General features: G+C 66.0%; 19 protein-coding genes, 1 tRNA gene and 1 pseudogene. 13 read left to right on the top strand and 8 right to left on the bottom strand.

Annotated features, from left to right (window positions below; translation table 11 throughout):
- Window positions 1-64: 64 nt before the first annotated feature.
- The 4 genes from M3T53_RS00475 (at window position 65) to M3T53_RS00460 (ending at window position 2,210) form a co-directional block, all read left to right on the top strand.
- The gene (locus tag M3T53_RS00475) at window positions 65-997 is read left to right on the top strand and encodes a universal stress protein (RefSeq protein ID WP_272432462.1); all 933 of its coding nucleotides are present in this window, start codon (window positions 65-67) and stop codon (window positions 995-997) included.
- A gap of 120 nt (window positions 998-1,117) precedes the next feature.
- Window positions 1,118-1,190 (top strand) — tRNA-Arg (locus M3T53_RS00470).
- 209 nt (window positions 1,191-1,399) lie between these two features.
- Entirely contained in the window at window positions 1,400-1,948 is a 549-nt protein-coding gene (locus M3T53_RS00465) for an antirestriction protein ArdA (protein ID WP_272432461.1), read from the top strand.
- 10 nt (window positions 1,949-1,958) lie between these two features.
- Window positions 1,959-2,210: a hypothetical protein gene (locus tag M3T53_RS00460; RefSeq protein WP_272432460.1), complete on the top strand. Its 252-nt coding sequence runs from the start codon at window positions 1,959-1,961 to the stop codon at window positions 2,208-2,210.
- Here M3T53_RS00460 and M3T53_RS00455 read toward each other — a convergent pair.
- A complete protein-coding gene (locus M3T53_RS00455) occupies window positions 2,186-2,413 on the bottom strand; it encodes a helix-turn-helix domain-containing protein (RefSeq protein WP_272432459.1) in 228 nt (75 codons plus the stop codon). The genes M3T53_RS00460 and M3T53_RS00455 overlap by 25 nt on opposite strands.
- A 299-nt stretch (window positions 2,414-2,712) precedes the next feature.
- Between M3T53_RS00455 and M3T53_RS00450 the strand changes: the two genes are divergently transcribed.
- The 4 genes from M3T53_RS00450 to M3T53_RS00435 all read left to right on the top strand — a co-directional run bounded on the left by M3T53_RS00450 (window position 2,713) and on the right by M3T53_RS00435 (window position 5,668).
- Window positions 2,713-3,513 (top strand): hypothetical protein, encoded by an 801-nt coding sequence (locus tag M3T53_RS00450; RefSeq protein ID WP_272432458.1) that lies wholly within the window; start codon window positions 2,713-2,715, stop codon window positions 3,511-3,513.
- A 27-nt stretch (window positions 3,514-3,540) separates the two neighbouring features.
- The gene (locus M3T53_RS00445; RefSeq protein ID WP_272432457.1) at window positions 3,541-4,008 is read left to right on the top strand and encodes a hypothetical protein; all 468 of its coding nucleotides are present in this window, start codon (window positions 3,541-3,543) and stop codon (window positions 4,006-4,008) included.
- A gap of 24 nt (window positions 4,009-4,032) precedes the next feature.
- On the top strand, window positions 4,033-5,175 hold the full coding sequence (locus M3T53_RS00440) for a hypothetical protein (RefSeq protein ID WP_272432456.1): 1,143 nt from the start codon (window positions 4,033-4,035) through the stop codon (window positions 5,173-5,175).
- A 169-nt stretch (window positions 5,176-5,344) separates the two neighbouring features.
- Window positions 5,345-5,668 (top strand): DUF4406 domain-containing protein, encoded by a 324-nt coding sequence (locus M3T53_RS00435; protein WP_272432455.1) that lies wholly within the window; start codon window positions 5,345-5,347, stop codon window positions 5,666-5,668.
- Here M3T53_RS00435 and M3T53_RS00430 read toward each other — a convergent pair.
- Complete coding sequence (locus M3T53_RS00430; protein ID WP_272432454.1) at window positions 5,656-6,051, bottom strand: hypothetical protein; 396 nt, start codon at window positions 6,049-6,051, stop codon at window positions 5,656-5,658. The two genes, M3T53_RS00435 and M3T53_RS00430, sit on opposite strands and share 13 nt — an antisense overlap.
- Here M3T53_RS00430 and M3T53_RS09830 point away from each other — a divergent pair.
- Together M3T53_RS09830 and M3T53_RS00425 are read left to right on the top strand one after the other, a co-directional pair.
- Window positions 5,935-6,177, top strand: a pseudogene (locus tag M3T53_RS09830) (DHH family phosphoesterase); the annotation flags it as partial. The gene M3T53_RS00430 and the pseudogene M3T53_RS09830 sit on opposite strands and share 117 nt — an antisense overlap.
- Before the next feature lie 92 nt (window positions 6,178-6,269).
- The gene (locus M3T53_RS00425) at window positions 6,270-6,560 is read left to right on the top strand and encodes a hypothetical protein (RefSeq protein WP_272432453.1); all 291 of its coding nucleotides are present in this window, start codon (window positions 6,270-6,272) and stop codon (window positions 6,558-6,560) included.
- Window positions 6,561-6,642: 82 nt separating this feature from the next.
- Here M3T53_RS00425 and M3T53_RS00420 read toward each other — a convergent pair whose 3' ends face one another.
- From M3T53_RS00420 to M3T53_RS09825, 6 genes are all read right to left on the bottom strand, one after another.
- On the bottom strand, window positions 6,643-7,629 hold the full coding sequence (locus M3T53_RS00420) for a relaxase/mobilization nuclease domain-containing protein (RefSeq protein WP_272432452.1): 987 nt from the start codon (window positions 7,627-7,629) through the stop codon (window positions 6,643-6,645).
- Window positions 7,626-8,051, bottom strand: coding sequence for a plasmid mobilization protein (locus tag M3T53_RS00415; protein ID WP_272432451.1), 426 nt, complete (start codon window positions 8,049-8,051; stop codon window positions 7,626-7,628). Before M3T53_RS00415 ends, M3T53_RS00420 begins: the two co-directional genes overlap by 4 nt.
- A 191-nt stretch (window positions 8,052-8,242) precedes the next feature.
- Window positions 8,243-8,545: a hypothetical protein gene (locus M3T53_RS00410; protein WP_272432450.1), complete on the bottom strand. Its 303-nt coding sequence runs from the start codon at window positions 8,543-8,545 to the stop codon at window positions 8,243-8,245.
- Complete coding sequence (locus M3T53_RS00405; RefSeq protein WP_272432449.1) at window positions 8,517-8,921, bottom strand: DCL family protein; 405 nt, start codon at window positions 8,919-8,921, stop codon at window positions 8,517-8,519. Before M3T53_RS00405 ends, M3T53_RS00410 begins: the two co-directional genes overlap by 29 nt.
- Window positions 8,918-12,106, bottom strand: coding sequence for a hypothetical protein (locus M3T53_RS00400; protein ID WP_272432448.1), 3,189 nt, complete (start codon window positions 12,104-12,106; stop codon window positions 8,918-8,920). The genes M3T53_RS00405 and M3T53_RS00400 overlap by 4 nt, the downstream gene beginning before the upstream one ends.
- Window positions 12,103-12,327, bottom strand: coding sequence for a helix-turn-helix transcriptional regulator (locus tag M3T53_RS09825; RefSeq protein ID WP_442866909.1), 225 nt, complete (start codon window positions 12,325-12,327; stop codon window positions 12,103-12,105). The genes M3T53_RS00400 and M3T53_RS09825 overlap by 4 nt, the downstream gene beginning before the upstream one ends.
- 361 nt (window positions 12,328-12,688) lie before the next feature.
- Here M3T53_RS09825 and M3T53_RS00395 point away from each other — a divergent pair, with 361 nt between their 5' ends.
- From M3T53_RS00395 to M3T53_RS00385, 3 genes are all read left to right on the top strand, one after another.
- A complete protein-coding gene (locus tag M3T53_RS00395) occupies window positions 12,689-13,888 on the top strand; it encodes a tyrosine-type recombinase/integrase (RefSeq protein WP_272432446.1) in 1,200 nt (399 codons plus the stop codon).
- Window positions 13,889-14,148: 260 nt separating this feature from the next.
- Window positions 14,149-18,240: a prevent-host-death family protein gene (locus M3T53_RS00390; protein ID WP_272432445.1), complete on the top strand. Its 4,092-nt coding sequence runs from the start codon at window positions 14,149-14,151 to the stop codon at window positions 18,238-18,240.
- Window positions 18,237-18,458, top strand: coding sequence for a toxin (locus M3T53_RS00385; protein WP_272432444.1), 222 nt, complete (start codon window positions 18,237-18,239; stop codon window positions 18,456-18,458). Before M3T53_RS00390 ends, M3T53_RS00385 begins: the two co-directional genes overlap by 4 nt.
- Window positions 18,459-18,708 lie beyond the last annotated feature (250 nt).

Here is an 18,708-nt window from a genome sequence, read left to right as displayed (position 1 = left end):
GGCGTTCACCGGATCGGCGATGATGAGGCACAATAAGAGTGACTCACATCACGAGGAGGACATCATGGGTTCCACCGAAGTCATCCTGGTCGGCGTGGACGGCTCGACGGAGAGCCTCGCCGCCGTTTCCTGGGCCGCAGGCCGCGCCGCCCGAACCGGAGCGCGCATCCACGTCCTGTGCACCTACGCCCTGGCCTCATACTCGGCGGCCGCCCTCGACGGCGGGTACGCGATCCTCGACGACGAGGCCCTCAGGCGGGGCGCCCAGCAGGTCGTCGACGAGGCCGTCGACCACGCCCGCGCTCACGGCGGCTCCATCGTCTCCGGGTCGATCGAGCCCGGCGACCCCGCCGGGGTCCTCGTCGAGATGTCCCGCGAGGTCGATCTCGTCGTCGTCGGATCGCGAGGAGGAGGCGGATTCGCCGATCGGCTCCTCGGCACGGTCTCGTCCGCGCTCCCCGCCCACGCCAAATGCCCCGTCGTCATCGTCCCCAAGCACACGTCCGGCAAGAAGTTCATGCCCGTCGAGAGGATCGTCGTCGGCGTCGACGGCTCCGACGTCCCCTCCTCGGCCCTGCGACGGGCCATCGACGAGGCGCAGACGTGGGACGCGCGCCTGACCGCGGTCTCGGCCATCCCCATCCAGACGGGTGCGACGATGGTCGCGTGGATGCCGACGGGCGCCGACCACGCCGGGCTCCTCAGGGACGTCCGCAAGGGGATGGGGGCCGCCATCGACGAGGCCCTCGCCGGGCGCCGCATCGACGTCGCCCGGCACGCCCTCGACGGGACCCCCTCGTCGCTCCTCGTCGAGTTCTCGACCGCCGTCGACCTGGTCGTCGTCGGGACGCGGGGCCGCGGCGGCCTGGCGGGCGTCCTCCTCGGATCGACCTCGCAGACGGTGATCTCCCACTCGACGTGCCCGGTGATGGTCGTCCCCTCCGACCACCTCGCCGCGGCCGAGAGCGCGTCGGCCCCCGACTGGGAGAGGCGCTGAATCCGAGCCCCCGCCCGCGGGCCCGACGGACGCGGACGGGGGCGCTCGGGCCCGTCGGCGGACCCGCCGTCGCTCGGCTGGTAGACTCCCCCATGCGCGCGCGGTCCGTCCGCGCGCCGCGCCCTCGTAGCTCAGGGGATAGAGCACCGCTCTCCTAAAGCGGGTGTCGGACGTTCGAATCGTCTCGGGGGCACTTAAATCCCTGGCTTACCAGGGGAAACGGGTCGGGGTTCCGAGTTGCGGAAGCGCTCGGGACCCCGATCTACTCTTTTATCTACTCTCTTTGCTTTGGGATCAGACCCCTGGCGGGGTCCGGGAGACCTCTTGGAGGTCGGGCTGTCCCGTGAGCGTCCTGTTCCCGAGTGGACTGCCGCAGTCCGGCCTCCGCCTACTCGGGAGGTCATGATGACTACTTCAACTGCTGTTCGTCCCGCCGTCTGGCTCGCTTGTTTGTCCTGCTACAACGAGGGGCGCTTGGTCGGGGCCTGGTTCCCATGCGATGGCCTCGAGGAGGTTTCGCTCGCTGAGGTCCATGGAGGCGCCGAGAACGTCCGTGAGGGCTGCGAGGAGGTCCTCGGCCTGGATTCCGAGCACCTGCCTGCCGGGGTTGGCGAGGTCACCCAGGATGAGGCCGCTGCCTGGGGCGAGTTGTTCACCGAGGTTGGGGATAGCCAGTGGCCCGCCCTGCTCGCTTGGTGCGAGCACTGCTCGCGTTCCCTCGACGTCAACGGTACCCCCTCAGTGGTCGAGTTCGAGGAGGCTAACCAGGGCTGTTGGGGTTCGTTTCGTGAGTTCGTGCAGTCCTGGGCCGAGGACTGCGGACTGTTCTACGGCTGGACCGAGGAAGCGATCAGATACTTCGACTGGGATGCCTATGAGCGCGACTGCCGTTACGACTTCGCCGTGCTTGATGTCCCTGACGGCGGCGTGCGTGTGTTCCGGGACTGCTGAGGGGGCGGGCATGAGCGACTATGGCCGTGCGAGAGCCTACGTGGCCGCGTTCCGTTCTGACGCCGACGATCCCAACCTGTCTCTAGGGGAGGCTGAACTGCGGGACCTTGCTCTCCTGCGGGATGCAGTGGACGAGGTGATCGCCGTCCATGTGCGCGAGCTCGTCGCCTTCGAGGGCCTGTCATGGGCGGCGGTGGCAGCTGCAATCGCACCGAGTCCTGCGAGTCTGCGCCTCCGCTACGGGCACGCCAAAAGCGAGTGAGGATCGACGTCGAGCTGTGCGGCAAGCGCTTCGATCGAATCCAGTGTCAAGTTGCGCTCGCCGCGTTCGATCGCGGCGAGGTACCGGGGTGTGATCCCGAGCTGCTCGGCGAGACTCTCCTGGGTGAGGGCGCGGCGGTGGCGCTCGGTACGCACGTTGGCACCGAGCGCCTTACGCAGGACTTTCGTCGGCTTGCCGCTCACCCTGTCAATCGTCGTTAGTGGCACTGAGGCGTTCCAGGTACTTATCAGTACCGGGAACGCATTGGTTCCCCTATGATGTTGTCTGTCGCGTAATGGAGATGACCATAGGTGCAACCTATTTAGGGAGAAAGATGTCTTCATGTGTTCCTCAGGGAAGGGACGCCCTCCAACCCTGGTTGGCACGCCTTCGTGACCTACTTCGAGACCTCAGGCTGTTGGATGCCCAAAAACGGCAGGTGCTGTCTGGGTATCGCCCACTCATCCAGTCGAGGGGGGCGGTTGCCTCAGACGATCAGTTGTTGGTGATCACTGCCTTTGTGGGTGTGTTTATCGAGCTGTTCTATCTCGCCCTCGGAGTTTCTGATCTGGTGTCGATGGTGGTCATGACGGCTGTGTTCATCGCTGTGGCGTATTCGCTGACGAAAATGATTTGGAAGGTTTTCAAGCTTCGTAGAACCAACGAGGTTCTTGTCGTCATCTCGGATCGAACCTTCATTGCCCGCCAACTTCTCGCAACGCTGCTCGTGGCAGACCTATTCCTCCTCGTCGTCCAGTTCCTCCTCTTCCCGCCCGTTCTCATTGCTATTGTGACCGGAGCGGCCATCCTCATAGGGATTGTGGTTGGTCTTGTCGTTGCCTTTGTTTCAAGAAAACGCGCTGCGAGTTTCAACGTGCGAGCCGAGGAATCAAATCGTGTGGCGATGGCAGCCAATGCTGTCATCGAACAGAATGCATTGGCGATCTCTCAACGTATGAACGAGTTGAGTCGTGCACTTCAAAACGAGTACATCGGCGTCTTCCCAAATCAGTACTTTGATGAGGGTATAGTCACCTACCTGTTCACCCTCGTGGACAACTACCGTGCCACCACTTTGCCGGAAGCGATCAATCTCTTTGAGGAAGAGCAGCACCGGATGCGGATGGAACGTGGCCAGCAGCAGATCATCGAAGAGCAGAAGCGAATGCAGCGCCTTCAAGTGATGTCCACCATGATCAATACCGCGATGCAGGCGGCGACGATTAGTGAGATCCGTACTCAAGGTCAAAATATCGCGGCCGCAGCATCCGCACCTCGCGCCGTTGAAATACGGCGCGGGTAGAACAAGGTGCAACTGTTAGAGGAAAACATGAAACTCAGATTTGAACCACGCACACCAAGTTTCGGTGAGACCATGCACAACGGTCTCGAACAATCAGCGAAGAGTGCGGTTTTGATGACCGGTGGCCTAATGCTCGGTGGCGTCGCACTCGGGGCGGCTGCGGTCAAGAGTCGCCGGATTCGCTTGAAGCTCATGGCAGTCGCGCACTTTCCCATCTCGTTCTTGATCGCTTGGATGGTCTTGCTTTACGCAAGTATGCGGATTGTGGGTGTAGGAAGTGAACAAGAAACACAGGCCCTCGTATCAGCACTTCCCTGGATAGTCCTTGCTGCTGTGATAATTTCACTGGTCTGGTCGATTCTGTTCATCAAGCGATACATCCGCCCAAAGCTCAAAGAAATCAGTGATGCAGAATACGCGGCAGCAGCCGCTGCCGCACACGCTGCCCAAACAAGCCCAGATATCATCTACCCACCTGGATATCACCCCTACTAAAACCCTGCGACACAGGAGTCCTCAGTGACACCCCCACAGCACAATGACCAAAACAAACGCTCTACGACAAGCACCCACCGTCTCAACCCAAAGCACTGGACCACGCGAACAAAGATCATCGCCTCCATCGCAGTCCTCGCTCTCATCCTGACCGGAGTGGGGAGCGGTTTTGCCTACCGCGCCTACACTGTCGAACGTGACTGCAAGGCCCAGGGCAAGGTCTTCACCGACCAGAAGGACAACCTCAGCAAGGCCGTAGGCGAGGCCCATGACGCTCTGGACAGCGTTGATGCCTCCGTCAAGGTTGGCGAGGGCAAGCGTCTGGAGCACACCGACGACTTCCCGCTGTCTCCTGAGGGTCAGAAGGCCATCACAGACCTCAACAACGCTCTCGGCAAGGCCGAAGAGCACAGTAAGGACACCGCTCCCGAACAGTGCTCCGATGGCAAGACACTCACCGCGCTGACGACTCTCACCGGCGCTCGTCAGGCCGACCTGGATGCTCTCAAGACCCAGACGGCGACCTTCACCGAGACTGTCGAGAAGTACCGTCTCGACAAGGCGACCGAGGAGGCAGAGACCTCCATGGACACAGCCAAGACTGACCTGGCTGCTGCTCAGAAGGACGCCACCGACCAGCTCGCCGTCGTGGACGGCGACACTGCCCTCCAGAGCGATGCCACCGTCAAGGCCGCCTATGACGCACTCAAGAGCACTGAGGCTGAGTCGCACAGTGTCTCCACGACCGTGACCACCTCGACCTACGACGAGGCTGTGGCATCCATCGACAAGGCCAAGACGGTCGCTACCAAGACCGCCGAGGTCAACACCGCCACCCAGGCTCTCAAGGACGCCATCAAGGCGTACCAGGATGCCAAGGCTGTTGAGACTACTGCCGCTCAGGCTGCTTCTGGTTCTGGTGAAACCTCTGAATACTCCGGTGGGAGTGGCTCTGGCTACTCTAGCGACTACAGCGGCAGCTCGTCCTCCAGTTACTCGGGTGGTGGGTCCTACAGCGCCCCTGCGCCTGCTCCCTCGAACAACAGCAGCAACAGCTCGTCCGGTAGCGGTGGGGACACGATGATTGACTGGGGCGACACCAGCGGAGAGCTGGACACGACTCCCGGTAAGTGCTGGTACATCGAAGGCCAGGCTTACTGCAACTGAGATTCGCCAGCCACCACGATCACCACCCACGCCCACTGGTTCACCCAGTGGGCGTGGGTGCGTTTTACGCATCTATCAACCGAGCGGAACCGGGTAATAGTTCCAACCAACCCATCATGTCAACCGAGTGGAACCAGTTCATGGTTCCGACACTGAAAGAAGAACCATCATGACTTATGCCGTCATTTCCCAGCCCATGCGAGGTATCGAACCCGACCGAGTGCGCACCGCACGTCAAACCGCCGAAGCAGAACTCACCGCTGCGGGCTACGACATCCTGCCAGATGCGTACGACACCACATTCCAATACACCGACGAACCGGATGAGACTATCACCAACCCCGCTCTGTGGCACATGGGGAAGGCCCTCATGAGGTTATCTCACGCCGAGGTGATCTACATGTGCCCTGGCTGGTCCAAAGCCCGAGGCTGTCGCATTGAACACAGCGCCGCCATCGAGTTCGGTCTCACCATCCTCGGCTACGAAGAGTAAGGACTCCCATGACCATGACAAAGCCACCGCCGTCTGAACCTCTGGACATCGACGAGCTCACCTCCGGCCCCACCGGCCTGGACCTGTTCAGCATCGTCCGTGAACGCATGGGATGGACCGACGAGTACCTCGCCGAGGTTAACGACCCCTCCCACCCGCTGCTCCAGGACATCGACACCATGTGTGCCGCTCTGGAGTACCTCAGAGTTCGTCAGATGCCACTCGTCGTCGTCCCCGACTTCGACACCGACGGCATCTGTGCCGGGATGATCCTGTACGCAGGGCTTTCCGAGCTGGGCATGGACGTGCGCCTGCACGTGCCCGACTACCACCTCGGCCACGAGATACAACCTGAGGTGATCGATGCAGTCGTCGCTGCTCATCCTGATGCCAAGGCTGTCATCACGTGCGACGCGGGGACGAACAGCACCGGGGCGCTGAGTCGCGCCAACGAGCTGAGCCTGCTGACGCTGGTGACTGACCATCACGTGGAGGAGGAGTGTGGACGAAACTCGCAGAATGTCATTAATTTCGGCTTGTCGAACACCTGTTCGATTGGCGATAATTGTTGTGCAAGCAATTCGCGAGAAAGGGAGGAATCATGGCGGAAATGCACGATGCGGAGAAGTTCGTCCGCGTCCTCGATCATGCGCTCTTCAGGCCGGTCCACTTCGTCCGTTACAACCTTGAAGGCCTGTCTGATGGGCAGCTCGCCGAGGTCGTCAAGTTCTGCAACGCGGACGAGGCGTTCAAGGATGGCGAAGTCTGCAAGACGGCGAGGCGGATCCGCAAGCGCAGGCTTGAGTCAAATCTGCGGCAGGCGCGGCTGGCGCTGCTCGAGTCTGAGCTGGACGCTGGAGCAGAGAGCGAGGGTGTGGGGATCGAACTGTGAATGTCGAAACGACGATCGGGAAGTGCTCCCGGCGACCGATATGGTCGCCGGGAGCACTTGTTTGTTGAGCATGTTGTCCGGCTCAGAGGCTGAGGTCGACATCGGGCTCGTCCTCGACGATCTCAGGTAAGCGTCCACGCCACCGTTCGGCTGCTGTTGTAATCCGAGCCGGCGGTGCCTCCTTGCCGGGTGCTCGCTTGGCGGGCTTCCCCTCCTGCTCTTCCTCCATGAGCGGCACAACGGGCACGGGTGTTGCCTGCTGGGCGTGAGCCTTGAAGACTTCGCTCGCCTTGTCGGCAGTGAAGTCCGGGCACAAAGCCGAGGCCTTCTTCCTGCCGATCTTGCCGTTGTCCTCCCGCCGCATCTTGAACGACCAACCGTCGCGGTTAGTGACCGCGAGGCGCACGTCCTGCTCGGCGAGGACTTGCTCGAACGATGCCCGGTCCATCGAGCGCGGATCGGTGAGCGCATCGTTGACGATGTCACCGAGGCGTTGCTCGAAGCCTCCGGCAGTGAAGTCCTCCCGCCGCTGGAGCCACTCGGGCTTCGGACGCTGAGGGTCCGGTAGTACCTGGAGGCCCTCCTCCCTCATGATCTGATCGTTCAGCTGGCGTAGGCCGTGCCTCCAACTCGTGTAGCGGGTGAGTGCCTTCCCGGTGAGGTTGTCGTGGTTCGTCACGGTGATATGCGCGTGTGCGTGGTGGCCTCTCGCGTCGGTGTGAACGGCGATGAGGTAGTCCGCCGAGTGCATCGCCTCGGTGAGGTGTTGCGCGACCTCACACACCCGCTGCATGTCCTCCGGTTTCGTCACGTCGAACTCGTCCGGATGGAAGGCGAGGACGTAGGTGTAGGCCTCGACTTTGCGCCCGTGCAGTCTCGCTAAGGCTTGCGCGCGGGCGAGGAACTGCTCAGGGGTGGCCGTGCCGTCTGCCGTGTGGACAGTGAGCGCAGAGGCACGGGTGCGCCCCTCCCGATGAAGGAAAGAGCGCACCTTCGCATCCGAACCGTAGAGCACGTAGTTCACCGCCGAAGCGGCGGACCTCGAAGACTTGACGTTGATCGTGCTCATGTCCCGATCACCGTCCCATCTCCGAGCGACCGGCGCAGCTCGTCAACGGCGCGTGCGAGGTCACGCACGCGGGCATCGTCAACGACCGAACCGCGCCGAAGCGCCTGGTTGAGGTTGACGCCCACCCGCCGAAGTTGCTCGACGGCGCGGGCAACGTCGGGCGAACCCGGAGCCGGAGCCTGGGGCACCGCCTCCGGGAGCGGGTTCGAGGCATTCAGCGCATGGAGCGCGGCTGCCCTCACCCACGAGCTCGGCCTCACGCCGAGCGCCATCGCACGCCGCATGATCGCGTCGTGCTCGGCCCCGGACAGTCGCACAGTGATCCTGTTCGAGCGACCGCCGGGATCGGTGTCCCCACCCGCCTGCTTGGGCAGTGATTGTGGTGTGAACGCCGGTCGGCCAGCAGGGAACTTGTCAGACACTGCGGGCATGACGCCCTCGTGTCTGACGTCGTTCCGCTGGCCTCCGTCCTCACTCACTGCGCTCGTTGCGGGCGGAGGGGAGGGCGCCGCGCCGACCCCTTGCGGGGCGGACGCGAGCGACCGAGCCCGCTGGGTCCGCATAGCCTCTCGCAGCGCCTTCCGAGCCTCATACATCGGGTCGTACAGGCTAGTCATGCTGCATCGCCCCCTTCCTGCTCATCGGCCCGGACATCGCCCTGCACCGGCTGCTCTGAGGTCGAGGCAGCCTTCGCGCGAGACGAGCGCGTCGCTCGCTCCTCGGCGAGGAGACGGCGAGCCTCTTCCTCGAACCGCTGGTAGGTGTCGGGGTGCTTGTCTCGGATGAGGTGCGCGGTGCGCAACGCCAGGCGCTCCTCGTCCTTTCGTGCTTGCTCGCGTAGGCGACGCACACGCTTCTGATAGGCGGCGCGCTCCTTGGCAAGGAGATCATCGAGGGCGTGATCGCGGTTGTTCATGCTGGTATTCCTTTTCCTTGAGGGGTTGGTGCAGGCGCCCATCCCGGCCGGTGGGGCGAAGCCGCTCAGGCTTCCGGGTCTGTTTCTTCATCGACTCGATGCACTTCTTGATCGAGAAGTTGTCGTATGTACCGTCGCTCCTAAAGAAGAGGAAGTTCCTTGTGCCCCAGTCAGGCACGGTGCCGACATAGAAGAACGCGATGCCGGGCCCTGCCTTGCGACGGGCCTCGGGATGATGAGAGAAGAGGTCCGCGACGAACGCAGCGTCCTCGCCCTCCACAGCGAAACCGGGAACCGCGCGATGCAAGACGATCCGCGCGTAATCGGCAACCGCCGTCGCGGTCTCGAAGGACTTGCCACCGAGGATGTAGCTCATGAGAGCTCTCCTTCCTCGGAGAGTGGGTCGACGAGCAGCATCTCCTCCACGTAGGGCGCGATCTCATCGAGCTCGACCTCGATCTGCCTCTCGACCTTCGAGCGCGCATGGCTCCAGAACCGTTCCTTCGGTCGGGGGAGCCCGAAGGCTTCAAATGCGTCAAGGCGCTCAGCCAGCGGCGCGGTGGAGTCCAGCCAGGGGATCGTGATGACACCCTGGCGGTGGGCAATGACGATTCCCTTACTGATGCGGTCGAGGCGCTCGGCCTCGCAGACCCGACCGTCCTCATCGAGGAGGGCATCAAGCCGGTCGAAATAGTCGTTCCACTGATCCCGAGTGCGCCTAACCGGAGACCTCTCCCAGACAACCTCGCCGAGGTCCTTGTCGAAGCGCTTGAGACCTTTATCGACCGAACGGCCCAGCATCGCCTCTTGGGCGTCTTCCCATGGGATGGTGTGGACGTGTGCGACCTCGTAGACATCGTCGCCGACCTCGACAAGGTGGGCCGTCATGCCGTCCCGGACGGGTCGACGCTTGCGATCAAACTCGATGGTCAACTGCTTGTCGACGATCTTGGGAGCGAAGTCGAGACGGTGCTCGGTGCGGGTGAGCTCCTGAACGGACGGGAAGACCTTCATTGTGACCGGCAGGGCCCCGTCACGACTGACCATGAGTTCATACATCAGATCGCGATCCTCCTGCGAGTCCTCAACGATCCCCTCGGGGAGCTTGTACCCCCCGTGTGCGAGCACACCGCTCGGCTCACGGGAGAAGTTCGCTCGCGTGGTGATGTTGAGGAGGTCCTGCTGATGGTGCTTGCGTTCCCACATGTTGCGAGACCCTGTCAGCGCTTCACGGGACTCTCGCCACAGCTCAGCGAGACCGAAGAGGTCGAGACCATCAACGACGCCCAGCGGTGCATCCGTAATAAAGCCGTCGGTCGTGCACGAGGGCGTTGAGTACCCGAGATCATGCAGTTGGTTGAGGGTCGCGAGAAGGACAGCCCGGACCAGGGCAGTCGTCATGGTCGCGTGGTAGGGGGAGGTGATAGCGGACCCACCTACGTCGTCGCGCTCTTGAGCCCAGGCATTCCAGCCGCGCTGGCCCATCACTCCCTGAGCGAGTTTCCCGTATGGGGAGTTGCCCATGAGCTTGAGAACACCCTGCTCGAAGGACTTGGGGCCGAACTCCTCCTTCGCCCGAGCACGGTCGTCGAGGAGTTGTTGATAGGCACCGCGCAGGAGCCGGGATGGTTCCTCGACGACTCGACGGACACGGGCGAAGTGGCCGATCTGGCAACTCACATCAGCGCCGAGAGTCAACGCGAGCCACACCTCCGGCCCAGTCGCCCACACACCCCGAGCCCCACCCGAGGACCTTGGGTAGACCATCGAGCCGTCGAGCGGGACTGGCAGACACGGGTAGGCAACTGACCTCGGGAACTCGAAGGAGACGAAGCCGGCGAACGGGGTGAGCGGCCCGAGTTCCGTGAAGTTGTCAAGGCTCAGAGAGTGGTTGTTCACCGTCCGTTCGATGACCCCACCGTCGGCGAGGAAGTCCACGTCGAGGATCGTTGATGAGCTCGTGGGATAGCAGGAGATCAGGTCGAAGTCGTGCGTCTCCTGGGGAAAGAACCCGATCTCCGAGCACATGTTGTACCCACCCCTGAAGCTCAGCGCACAAGAGTGGCTCCACGTGGCCGAGGCCCCATCCAGGGGCACCAGCTCACGCTTGCGGTAGTAGGCGAGCTCGTTTTCGTGGCTCGTCGTGGCGTCGACGGTCTTGTCGATCTTGGTCAGACCACCGAAGACGCCGTTGAACGTGGCTGAAGAGGTCCCGAGGACCTCGCCGTGCACCTGCTCGACGATGTCTCCACCGCACAGCTGCTTGGTGATGTGCCTGCGCATCATCGCCGCTGCACCCGTTGGTAGCGACAGCGGGAAAGAGCGGTCATGCCCATAGAGCGCGGTCACGTATTCCAGGGCGATGACGGCGTCGTTGGCCGCATACTCAAGGAACTCGACGGGGTACTCAGCCAGATAGTCGTCCATGCGCGTGATGAAGTCGCCGGGCACGTCAAGCTTTGGGACGCCGACCGAGTCGCCGAGCACCTTGAGGCTCACAGCCCCAGACTGGGCCATGGTGTCCCTGATCGAGACCTCGACCGGGCGCTTCCAACGCCAGTTGTCACCGTCGAGGATGAGCCGAACCGGGGTGGGGCTGACCATCCCTGCGGAGGCGCTGATGACGGCACGCAGGATGTCAGGAGCAGCGTTGTCGAGCCAACGAGCGCGACGGGACTCATGCCCAGCCTGCTCGGACACCTTCCGTGCCCTGCTCGGGTAGGCCTCGTTCCAGGTGTTCACCGCCTTGCGCTTGTCGACGAAGGTCGTCAGATCAGCGTGTTGGAAATGCGCGACGAGGGTGAGGGGCAGCGCCCTGGACGGACAGCCCTTGCGATACCACGCTGAGGGGCGGCGTACGCCCTTAGAGTCCACACAGTCAGAGTCGGGCACGCCCTTCTCACTCCACCCCTGAGCGAGAGGGTGCTCGTGCAGGCCGAGGGCCGTGATCGCGATTTCGAGTGCCCTCTCAAAGCTCAGCCTCGCGACGCGCACGCCGACGGGGCCTGGGTACTCATGGGGCAGGACCACTGCGAGTCGCAGCCGTGTGTCGTCGGTTGGATCGAGTGCGGCGAACTGGTAGGAGATCACCCTCCGGGCGACCTGTTCGCTCTCACCGATCCATCCCCGCTGAGGGTCCAGCTCGTCCGCTCCCACAAACTCGGTATCGAAGCCGATGACGATGCCCGGCGCTCCGCCCGCGCCCATCGCCTCGATCGACGGGTAATCGCGGAACGTCGATCCAGCTCCTGACACCGAGCGCGCGACCGTCCGGGTCAGCACTGTGAACTCTGCCGGGTGCTTCTTCGAGGTCGCCGTGTCGCGAGCCTCGGTGGCGGACCAGCTTGCCGCGACCGCACTGGCGGCAGCGGCGGCAACGGGGGCTACCCCATAGGGGGCTGCCGCCAGTCCGAGATTCGCCTGGTCTTCCAGGCGAATCGAAGGGGTGCTCCGTGAAGATAAGGCCTTATCGTCACGCGAGTGCTCTTCCTCCGCACCCCGCTGGGGCACCCCAACGGTGCCCACAGGCTGACTGGCGGTGATGGAGGCGGTGCCGGTCATCGACGACCACCCCCAACGAGGTGGGCATCAGCCCATGCGCGGAGGTCCTCAACGCGGTAACGGACGTTACGGGCCGAAACGGCCACGTAGGCAGGTCCGCGTCCACGGCAGCGCCAGGTGCGCAGTGTGTCTGGCGAGACGGCGAGATACTCACCGGCCTGCTCCGTGGACAGGAGATAAGGGGAGGTCGGCAACTGTGCCGTGATTGTAGGGGTAGTCATCGGAGGTTCCTTTGCGGGTAGCAAAGGTTGCGATCTCAACGATGGCGATGTCCCCGACCGATACTCCCAGGAAGGCGTCGTCTCCAGCCTGGGCGGGACCTCCTGAGGCTCCTCACCGAACCGGGGGAGGTCTCCCGGCTGCGGCTCCTGCACGGTGCGGTTCACGAATGGCCCCGTGCGGCCTGCCCCTTATCAACATCGCACCGGCACCAGGGGCTTACCGGCGGGCGGTAGCGAACCGCTCACTCCAACGTGGGCCGCGATCCCACGAGGGCAACCGCACCGGACCATCCGGTGCACCCCCAGTCTACAACTGTGGCCTCCATTGCACAACCTACCGTAACAATCTACTCTCTTTGGTATGGCGAGAGCGAAACTGCAACCGGGCGAGGACACAATCAAGTCGGTCACGCCTCGCAAGACCGAGACCGGCTATGAACTGCGCTGGCGCGTACGCGACTTCGAGGGCCGTCTCCACGCGAAGCGGACACAGGCGCGGACGGTCGGCGAGGCCCGCCGTAGGGCCTACGAGAAGGCCGAGCAGATCAAGAGGGCGACCTCCGGTGTGACGACCTCGTGGAGCCCTGCCGACTCGATCACGGACTTCCTCGACCGTGAGGTCGAGCCTGTCATCAAGGAGAAGCGGCTCTCCGAGGCGTCGAGGGCGCGCTACCTGGAGGTCCTGGCCCACTATCGGCGCTACACGCTGGGGAAGTCGATCGGCGCCGCCACGAGCGCCTCCTCGCTCATCCGCACCCTCAAGGTCATCTCCAAGGAGATCGGTCCCGAGACGGCCAGACAGACCCGCTCCGTCGTGTCCAACTACGTGTTCGGCCAACTCATCGTCCATCAGGTCGTGCCCTCGAACCCCATCCGGGGAATGTCCTTCGACTTCTTGAGGGCTGAGGACCGCGAAGAGAAATACTTCCCGACTCAGGCCGAGTGGAGGGCCTTCCTCGACTATGTGCTCGCCGATGACCCCGACTCGCCCATGCCGGGCAAGGAGAACGTGCCCCAGGCGCACAAGGCCGAGGCGAAGGCCCGGCACGCGCGGATCATCCAAATGACCGAACTTCAACTCGCCACCGGCCTGCGAGCCTCCGAAGCCCGGCAGATCACGTGGGCCAACGTCAGCGAGGCCGACGGGACGGTCTGGGTGACCGTGCCCGCGACCATCTCGAAGACGAAGGTCGGGCGAACCATCCCCGTGCTCGTGCCCGAGGTCGGCGAGAGGCTCCTTGCTCGCAGGGGTGAGGACGATGCCCTGGTGATCCCCCAACCGACCTCCGGCAGGCCGTGGGACAAGGCAGGCGTCCACAAGGCGGTCCGGGAATACTACGAGGGTGTGGCGACGAAGAGCGAGGAACTGGCCTTCCTAGCGAAGGTGCGCTCGCACGCCTGGCGTGGTGCGCTCAACACGATCACGGCACCCCACCTCAGGCCGGACATCCGCGCCGCCTACTTCGGGCACACGGAAAAGGTGAACGCACGCGCGTACACGGATCATGTCAACGTGCGGCCCATGATGGAGGCCGTCGAGGCCCTGACCCGAAGAGAGTAGATCTACTCTCTTATCTACCCTCTTTGAAGGCAACATCGAGCAATATCCGACAATACTCAGCAACGTTAAGCTCCCGAGAAACCTGTAGAATCAAGGGGAAATGCGGCTCTGAGCGGCGGGATGCTCGAACTGCCCACCCTAAAGCGGGTGTCGGACGTTCGAATCGTCTCGGGGGCACGCGCAGCCGCACGGCGGTCCAATCGCCGCGTCCCCGGCGAGGCCGCCGCGCCGCCGGCGGTACTCCCCACTACCGTGAGGGCGTGGCTTCCAGTTTCTTCACCCGGCACTCCTCCTCGGACGAGGGGCCCCGCGACCGCGACCAGCAGGCCGACCCCGATCAGGTCACGGCCCGCCTCGACGAGGCCGTCGCCAGGTGGCGCCGGGAACTCCTCCTCCTCACCGAGACCGACGGCGAGGAGGCGCCCCGCCTGACCATCGGGCAGGCCCACCCCGGCGGCCTCGCCCAGCTCTACACCGAGCACCCGACGCGCCTGGCGCTCCTCGTGCGAGAAGCCGCCTCCCACCGGCGCGCCCTCGAGCGCGCGCGCCAGATCATCGCCCGGTCCGAGGACCTCGCCGCGCGCCACGGCGTCGGCACGATCCACTTGTCCATCGGGCAGGCCAGATGGGAGACCCCCGACGGTCCCGTCTTCTCGGCCGCGATCCTGCGCCCCGTGGCCCTCGCCGAGCAGGGGGACGACGTCGTCATCACGCTCCTGCCCGGCACGGGGCTCGACCCCGTGCTCCGCAGCGCCCTGAGGAACGGGGGCATGGACATCAACCCCGGCGAGGTCGTCGCCCGGGCGACGACCGCCCACGGCTTCTCCGCCTCCCGCGCCCTCGCGGACCTGCGGCTCGCCGGCGCCGTCCTCGACCGGTTCGAGCTGCGCGACGAACTCGTCCTGGGGATCTTCGAGCACCCCGCCTCCGGGCTCCTGCGCGAACTCGACGCGGCCCCGACACTCGCCTCGTCGATCCTCGTGCGAGCCCTTGCCGGAGACCCCGACGCGGCGGCGCAGACCCGCGCCCCCCTGCCGACCCCCGACCCCGGGGACCGCGATCCGTGGCGCGAACGCGGTGTCGGCGACCTCACCCCGCGGCAGCAGGACGTCGTCGAGGCCGTCTCCCAGGGCCGCAGCCTCGTCGTCGACGTCCCGGACGGCGCCGACGACACCGCCGTCGTCGCCGCGATCCTTGCCGATGCGGGCGCCTCCGGCCGCTCCGTCGTCCACATCGGCGGATCCCCCTCGCGCACCGCGCGCGCCGAGGAGCGCCTGCGCGACCTCGGCCTCGACGAGATGACGATCCGCCTCGACGGGGCCTCCCGCGCAGGGCGCGCCCTCGCGCCCAAGGTCCGGGCCGCGATGAGCGACACGACCCCGGTCGCCGACCAGCACGAGGTCGACGAGATGCGCGCCGACCTGAAGTCCGCCCGTCAGGTCCTCGCGTCCTACACGACGTCCCTCCACCAGCCCTTCGGGGCGTTCGGCGTCTCCGCGTTCGACACCCTCCAGGTCCTCACCGACCTGACGAGCGGGCACCCCGCCCCCGCCACCCGCGTCCGCCTCCCCGAGGAGGTCCTCTACGCAATCGGCCACGATCGGGGAGAGGCGGCGCGCGACCTCCTCCACCGCGCCTGCCGGCTCGGGATCTTCAGCCGCTCCACCGCCCACGCCGCGTGGAGGGGGATCGTCATCAACGCCCGCGAGCAGGTCTCCGACGCCCTGACGCGGATCACCCGCTTGTCGACCCGGACCCTGCCCGAGCTGCGCCTGCGGATGAGCGCCGTCGCCGGGGAGGCCGGCATCGCCCCGGCGACCAGCCTCGTCGAATGGGAGGAGCAGCTGAGGATGTTCGACGGGGTGCGGGACGTCCTCGACGTCTTCCACGCCCGGGTCTTCGAGCGCTCCGCCGCCGACATGGTCATCGCCACCGCCTCGAAGGACTGGCGCCGCGCCCACGGGATCACGATGAAGCGCGCCGAGCGCATCCGGCTGACCCGTCAGGCCGAGGACCTCGTCCGCCCCGGGGTCCACGTCGAGAACCTCCACCGGATGCTCCTGCTCGTGCAGGAGCGGCGCGACGCGTGGCGGGCCGTCGCCGAGGACGACGGGTGGCCGACGCTGCCCCAGCGCCTCGACGAGGCCGAGCAGCTGACCGCCGACGTCCGCGAGGACCTCGAGCGCCTGGCCCCGATGTTCTCCACCGCACACCCCCACCTCGACCGGATGCCGGTGGCGGATCTCGCGGGGCTCCTCGAACGGCTCGACGCCGACCAGGAGGGCGCACGCGAGCTGCCCCGCAGGGTCGCCGTCCTCAAGGACCTCGCCGCGATCGGGCTGGACCCCCTGGTCCAGGACCTGCGCGAGCGCCACGTCGACGAGGGCCTCATCGACGCGGAGCTGGATCTGGCCTGGTGGGCCTCCCTCCTGGGCCTCATGCTCGCCGGCGATTCGCGCCTGGGCGGGATCGATCCGGCGCGCCTGGAGGCGTCGCTGGCCGTCGGCCGCGCCCGTGACCTCGAGCAGGTCGAGTCCCTCGCCCCGCAGGCCATCGGGCAACTGCGTCGGCTGCGCCTCCAGGCGCTGGCGACCCGCCCCGAGCAGCACGCCGACCTCGCCGCCGCCCTCGACGCGGACCCCGCCGATCTCGACCTCCTCGAACGCTTCCCCCTCGTGCGCCACCTCGTCCCCGTCGCCCTGACGGTGCCGACCCTCGTGCCCGCCCTCGTGCCGGAGGGGCACCGGGTCGACCTGCTCGTCCTCGACGACGTCGACGCCCTCCCCCTGGCCGAGCTGGTTCCGATCGTCGCCCGCGCCCGCCAGGTCGTCCTCCTCTCCGATCTCGCGGCGGCCCGGCCGGACGGGCCAGCCCGGGCCCTCGCATCCGTCCTGCCCTCCCTGCGGATGGATGTCTCTCCGGCGCGGCTCAACGACCAGGTGGCCCTGATCCTCGCGCGCCACGGGATCGACCACACGGGGGTCCCCGTGCCGTGGACCGCGACCGACGCCCCGGTGACCGCCGTGTGGTGCGACGGGTCCGGGATGCCGGCCCTGGGCGCCTCGGCAGTGGAATCGACAGCCGTCGAGGTCGACGCGGTCATCGATCTCGTCGTCGAGCACGCCGTCGAGCAGCCCGATCGGTCCCTGGCCGTCATCGCCCTCAACGAGCGTCACGCTGAGCGGATCCGCCAGGCGGTCTCGCGCCTGCGCGCCGCCGAGCCGGGGCTGGCGGGGTTCTTCGATCCGACTCGCGCCGAGCCCTTCGCGGTCGTCGGTCCGGCGGGCGCCAAGGGCCTGTCCCACGACCGGGCGATGATCTGCGTCGGATTCGCCAAGACCCCCCATGGGAGGGTCATCCACGACTTCGGCGAGCTGTCGGGCGAGCATGGCGGAGCCCTCATGGGCGACGTCCTCAAGGCGGTGCGCGGCGATCTGACGGTCGTGTCGTCGCTGCGGCCCGGCGACCTCGACCGGTCGCGGCTGACGACGGACGGCCCGCGGATCCTCATCGATCTGCTCGAAGTCGCCGAGGGGCAGTCGGGCCGGACGGGGGAGCAGTGGCCGGTCCTCGAAGAGGAGCCGGATCGGCTCCTCGTTGACCTGGCCGACCGCCTCTACGGGATGGGGCTCGAGGTCGTTCCGAACGTCGGCGTGCCCGGCGGCATGAGGATCCCCCTGGCCATCGGGCACCCGGAGGTCCCCGGGAGGCTCCTCGTGGCGGTCCTGACGGATGACGAGGCGTATGTGCGCGAGCCGTCCCTGCGCGTGCGCGACCGGATGTGGCCGGCGATGCTTCAGGCCCAGGGGTGGAAGGTCCACACGGCCCTGTCGATGGCGGTCTTCATCGATCCGGCCAAGGAGGCCGACGCCATCGTTCAGCTCGTCCTCGACGCGGTCGACGAGTTCACCGGGGCGGGCGCCCCCGTCGTCGAGATCCCCCGGGAGGCCACCGACGAGATCGATGCGGTCCTCGACGAGGAGGCCGGGGCGGGCCCGTCGGTCGATGAGCGTCTCGACGGGATCGTCGCCGAGACGAGCCTGGCGCGGGAGCGCTCGGATGCGCGCTCGGACGAGATGGCGACGGGAGGCCCCGCCGAGCAGGACGCGGCCCCCGATCGCGGCCCCCGCCCGTCGATCGCCCGCGGGCTCCCGCTGGCGGCGTACTCCGACGACCAGCTCGACGAGATGGCCGCCTGGGTGAGCTCCGACGGAGTCGAGCGCACCGACGAGGAGGCCGTTGAGGAGCTGCGCCTCGCCCTGGGGATCACCCGGCGGGGCTTCCAATCCGACGCGGTCCTCGGCAATGTCGTGCGGCGCATCCGCCGGCAGGCCGAGCGGGGGCGGGGATGACGGACGAGGGGCGGTCGCGTCGCAGGAGGATCGCCGTCCACGTGTCCGAGGTCGATCGTCGGCTCATCGAGCGGGGGATCGCCCCGTCGTGGGAGGACCGGGTTGGCCCCGGGGATCGCAGGCCCGGCGCTATGGCTGACTCGCCCGACCGGGGGGACGGGGCGAACGACCGGAGGCTCGTGGAGAACGTGCCCCCTCATGCCCAGCCCCGGGCGTGACGTCGGCGTCGAGCCCGTCTCGCCCGGGGGAGGGGGAGGCGGGATCTCATCGGCTCTCGAAGGCGGCCCCTCGTCTCGCGGCGGCGCCCGGGGAGGTGGCCGGGATCGGCCGGGTCCCCGATGGCCCGGGGGAGGGGACTCCCGTATGGCGGCTGGTCTCGCGTCGAAGCCGGGGGGCGGGGCGGCGCTCCTAGACCCCGTCGAGGGGCGTGCCGAAAGACGGAACGGGTCCTGCGCTCATGCGCAGGAC

The organism is Actinomyces sp. B33, from assembly GCF_028437565.1.
Classification (GTDB): domain Bacteria; phylum Actinomycetota; class Actinomycetes; order Actinomycetales; family Actinomycetaceae; genus Pauljensenia.
The sequence above is the reverse complement of the archived record's forward strand: the minus strand, read 5'-3'. Positions and strand labels throughout refer to the sequence as shown.

Bases quoted from the DNA above. Each gene is read 5' to 3' on its own strand.
- M3T53_RS00475 (WP_272432462.1), top strand. From the start codon at position 65: ATGGGTTCCACCGAAGTCATCCTGGTCGGCGTGGACGGCTCGACGGAG.
- M3T53_RS00465 (WP_272432461.1), top strand. From the start codon at position 1,400: ATGATGACTACTTCAACTGCTGTTCGTCCCGCCGTCTGGCTCGCTTGT.
- M3T53_RS00460 (WP_272432460.1), top strand. From the start codon at position 1,959: ATGAGCGACTATGGCCGTGCGAGAGCCTACGTGGCCGCGTTCCGTTCT.
- M3T53_RS00445 (WP_272432457.1), top strand. From the start codon at position 3,541: ATGAAACTCAGATTTGAACCACGCACACCAAGTTTCGGTGAGACCATG.
- M3T53_RS00435 (WP_272432455.1), top strand. From the start codon at position 5,345: ATGACTTATGCCGTCATTTCCCAGCCCATGCGAGGTATCGAACCCGAC.
- M3T53_RS00430 (WP_272432454.1), bottom strand. From the start codon at position 6,051: ATGAGCAGCGACGACTGCATCGATCACCTCAGGTTGTATCTCGTGGCC.
- M3T53_RS00425 (WP_272432453.1), top strand. From the start codon at position 6,270: ATGGCGGAAATGCACGATGCGGAGAAGTTCGTCCGCGTCCTCGATCAT.
- M3T53_RS00420 (WP_272432452.1), bottom strand. From the start codon at position 7,629: ATGAGCACGATCAACGTCAAGTCTTCGAGGTCCGCCGCTTCGGCGGTG.
- M3T53_RS00410 (WP_272432450.1), bottom strand. From the start codon at position 8,545: ATGAACAACCGCGATCACGCCCTCGATGATCTCCTTGCCAAGGAGCGC.
- M3T53_RS00405 (WP_272432449.1), bottom strand. From the start codon at position 8,921: ATGAGCTACATCCTCGGTGGCAAGTCCTTCGAGACCGCGACGGCGGTT.
- M3T53_RS00400 (WP_272432448.1), bottom strand. From the start codon at position 12,106: ATGACCGGCACCGCCTCCATCACCGCCAGTCAGCCTGTGGGCACCGTT.
- M3T53_RS09825 (WP_442866909.1), bottom strand. From the start codon at position 12,327: ATGACTACCCCTACAATCACGGCACAGTTGCCGACCTCCCCTTATCTC.
- M3T53_RS00395 (WP_272432446.1), top strand. From the start codon at position 12,689: ATGGCGAGAGCGAAACTGCAACCGGGCGAGGACACAATCAAGTCGGTC.
- M3T53_RS00385 (WP_272432444.1), top strand. From the start codon at position 18,237: ATGACGGACGAGGGGCGGTCGCGTCGCAGGAGGATCGCCGTCCACGTG.